This window comes from Mycobacterium sp. TH-M116, assembly GCF_057473685.1.
Window position 1 is genome coordinate 1 of record NZ_JBYCLC010000133.1, and the last position, 3,322, is coordinate 3,322.

At 66.6% G+C, this 3,322-nt stretch carries 3 protein-coding genes and 1 pseudogene; all 4 read left to right on the top strand.

All coding sequences use genetic code 11. From position 1 onward, the window contains the following. Positions 1 to 372, top strand: a pseudogene (locus AC2VOK_RS06470) (class I SAM-dependent methyltransferase); the annotation flags it as partial. 44 nt (positions 373 to 416) lie between these two features. Next, on the top strand, positions 417 to 1,163 hold the full coding sequence (locus tag AC2VOK_RS06475; RefSeq protein ID WP_428899745.1) for a methyltransferase domain-containing protein: 747 nt from the start codon (positions 417 to 419) through the stop codon (positions 1,161 to 1,163). Positions 1,164 to 1,339: 176 nt separating this feature from the next. Next, positions 1,340 to 2,608: a glycosyltransferase gene (locus AC2VOK_RS06480; protein ID WP_428899746.1), complete on the top strand. Its 1,269-nt coding sequence runs from the start codon at positions 1,340 to 1,342 to the stop codon at positions 2,606 to 2,608. A 260-nt stretch (positions 2,609 to 2,868) separates the two neighbouring features. Next, positions 2,869 to 3,322 (top strand): beta-ketoacyl synthase N-terminal-like domain-containing protein (locus tag AC2VOK_RS06485; protein WP_428899747.1); only part of this gene is annotated, 454 nt, incomplete at its 3' end.

The window sequence follows — 3,322 nt, forward strand, 5'->3', positions numbered from 1 at the left end:
GTCTTCGACGAATACCTCGTCACCAATGCCGAAATGCGGGCGTTCTTCGAGTTTCAGAACCAGTACGCGCTGGAATGGCGCTACCGGGCCTGGGGCCTCGAAGCCATGGAGATGAACCTCGAGATGGTTGTGTCGCCGTGGAAGCGCATGGCGTATTACCTGTTGTGGATCGCCGGCTATTGGGTGGCAGGCGACGGCAGCTACGTCTGGAAGTTCTACGGCAAGCGGTTTTGGCGCTTCTGGCTGGGCGCACCGGTCGGCGACATCCTCTTCATGCTCGGCGCCGCCGGACAACGCAAGTCGGTCAGCCTGGAGATCACCGGCCTGGGGAAGTTGGACCGTACTCGCCCGCTCGACCAGAACGGCCGATGAATCAGAAGATGACTCCGTTACCCGCAGTTAAGGATGGTGCCCGAGTGACCGACGTGAACGTCTCGCTTCCGCCTGCGCTGCGCCGGGCGCTGGACTTGCTGGCCGATCCGCCGGCCGACCCTGATGTGAGCAAGGGTTATCTCGATCTGCTCGGCGCGGGATCAGCCCCCGACGACGCGGTTCGGCACAACAACACCGGCCTGGTCCAGGCCGCGTGGGGATCGCCGATCGGATCGATGCTCTATGACAACGCCCAGGCCTTTCTGCGGCGGCGGCTCACCGGATGGCGCCCTCCCGTCGAGTGGCTGAATATCCCGGCGGGGGGCACGGCGCTGGACGTCGGCTCGGGCCCGGGCAACGTCACCGCGGCGCTGGGGCGTGCCGCCGGCCCGGACGGACTTGCCCTGGGCATCGACATCTCTGAGCCGATGCTGGCCCGGGCCGTGCGCAACGAGGCGGGCCCGCACGTCGGTTTCATCCGCGCCGATGCGCAGCGACTTCCGCTGCGGGACAATACTGTTGACGCGCTGGTCTCGATCGCTGTGCTGCAGCTGGTGCCGGCCCCGGCGGCCGCCCTTGGCGAGATGGTCCGAGTGCTGCGACCGGGCGGCCGGCTGGCCATACTGGTCCCGTCGGCCGGGCATATCACTCAGCTGCTGCCGAAAGTCAACGGGCGCGTATTCGGATTCGACGATGATGTTGTCGGAGACGTACTGGAGAAAAGCGGATTTGTCGGCGTGCGCGTCAAGAACTTCGCGACGTTTCAGTGGGTGCGCGGCATCAACGGATGAGCCCGACGCCCGGTGTTGCCTCGGCCTGGTCGAACGATGGTTGGAGGGGCTCAGCGACAAGTGCCTGCGCCGCGGCGTGCTCACCGGAAGACGCCAGCAGTTAGCGGCCTGGGTAAACTCGGCCGCGCCCGTCCGCACGGCGCGAACCACGAAAAGCGAAGGGACTGGGGCCAGGGATGAAATTCGTCCTGGCGAGCTGGGGAAGTCGCGGCGATGTCGAGCCGAACCTCGCTGTCGGTCGCGAGCTGGTGCGCCGGGGCCACGAGGTCTGCATGGCCGTCCCGCCCGATTTGGTCGGCTTCACAGAGGCGGCGGGGGTCGCGGCGGTCGGCTTCGGGCCCGAGGCGCGCTCCATCCTCGACGCGCACCGCGAGTTCTGGACGTGCTTCTTCAGCCACCCCTGGCGGATCCGGGATCTGGTCAGGTCGCGCCTGGAAATTTCGGGGCCCCTGCTGCGGGCTTGGCGGGACATGAGCACGACGCTGGTGTCGCTGGCGGACGGCGCGGACCTGATATTCACCGGCATCAATTTCGAGGACGCCGCCGCCAACGTGGCGGAGCATCACGGCATTCCGTTGGCCACTCTCCATTACTTCCCGCTGCGGCCCAACCGCCAGACCCTGGTATTCCTGCCGGCGCCGCTGCGGCGCTGGGCGGTGGCGGCGTTCTGGTGGGTGTCGTGGCGCGGGGTGACAAAGGCCGAGGACGCTTTGCGTCGCGAACTGGGGCTACCGAAGGCGAAAGGCTCGCCGCCGCGGCGGATCACCGAACGCGGAGCGCTGGAAATCCAGGGCTACGACGAAGCGCTCTTTCCCGGGCTGGCGGCCGAGTGGGCGGAATACGAGCGTCAGCGTCCCTTTGTCGGCGCGCTGACGCTCGGGTTGGCGACCGACGGCGACGAGGAAGTCGCGTCCTGGATCGCCGCGGGAACACCGCCGATCTACTTCGGGTTCGGCAGCACCCCGGTCGAATCCCCGGCTGACACCATCGCCATGATCGGCGCCGCCTGCGCGCGGCTGGGAGAGCGGGCGTTGGTGGGCGCCGCCGGCGCCGACTTCAGCAGCGTCGCGCATCCTGATCACGTCAAGGTTGTGGGGGCGGTGAATTTCTCGACCGTCTTTCCCGCCTGCCGCGCCGTCGTGCACCACGGGGGCACGGGTACCACGGCCATCGGCCTGCGCGCGGGAATTCCCACACTGGTCCTTGCGACCGACATGGATCAGACGCTCTCGGGATCGAGGGTCACACGGCTGCAGGTGGGCACCGCACGGCGGTTTTCAGCCACAACCGAAGAATCGCTGGTCACGGACTTACGCACCATCCTGGCCCCGGAATACGTCGCCCGGGCCCGAGAGCTCGCCTCCCGGATGACCGAACCCGCCGAGGGAGTCGCAGTCGCCGCCGATCTTCTGGAAGATTTCGTACGCTCCACACGGGTCGGCTGATCCGCGGCCAAAGCCGGGAGCGCAACCTATCGCCGCAGTTCACGCAGCACGTGCGAGCGCCGGTACTGTGCGCCGCGCACCAATTATCCATACCGGTGACGCGCGTCTCAGCCAGTGAGTAAGGTTTAGGACTTGTTACACCCCTGTCGAGTAAATGGACTGGAGACACGGTTGAGCATCAATCGGATCGACGATCGCAGTGGAAGCATTTTCGTCGTGGCCAACGACGATAAGCACCCCGAGACGATGGGCGGTCGGAAATGACCGAGAACCAGAACGGAGCTCTGCCGACCAACGGGACGCCCATCCGCCACGGTGCGGCCGAAGGGTTTGCGGTCATCGGCTACGCGGCGCGCTTCCCGGGTGCCGCGGACGTCGAGGAATTCTGGGAGGTGCTCCAGCAGGGGCGGGACGCGATTTCGGAGGTTCCCTCCGACCGCTGGGACGTCGAGGAGTTCTACGACCCCGATCCCGACGCGCCCGGCAAGATCGTCACCCGCCGGGCGGGATTCATCGAGGATGTCACGGGTTTCGATGCGCCCTTCTTCGGGCTGTCGAACCGGGAAACCATGCTGATCGACCCGCAGCACCGGCTCCTGCTGGAGACTGCGTGGCAGGCGGTCGAGCACTCGGGCACCGCGCCTTCGTCTCTGGCGAACACCAAGACCGGTGTGTTCATGGGCCTGGGCACCCACGACTATCTGGGACTGATCT

Coding starts and splice junctions, on each gene's coding strand:
- AC2VOK_RS06480 (WP_428899746.1), top strand. CDS start 1,340: ATGAAATTCGTCCTGGCGAGCTGGGGAAGTCGCGGCGATGTCGAGCCG.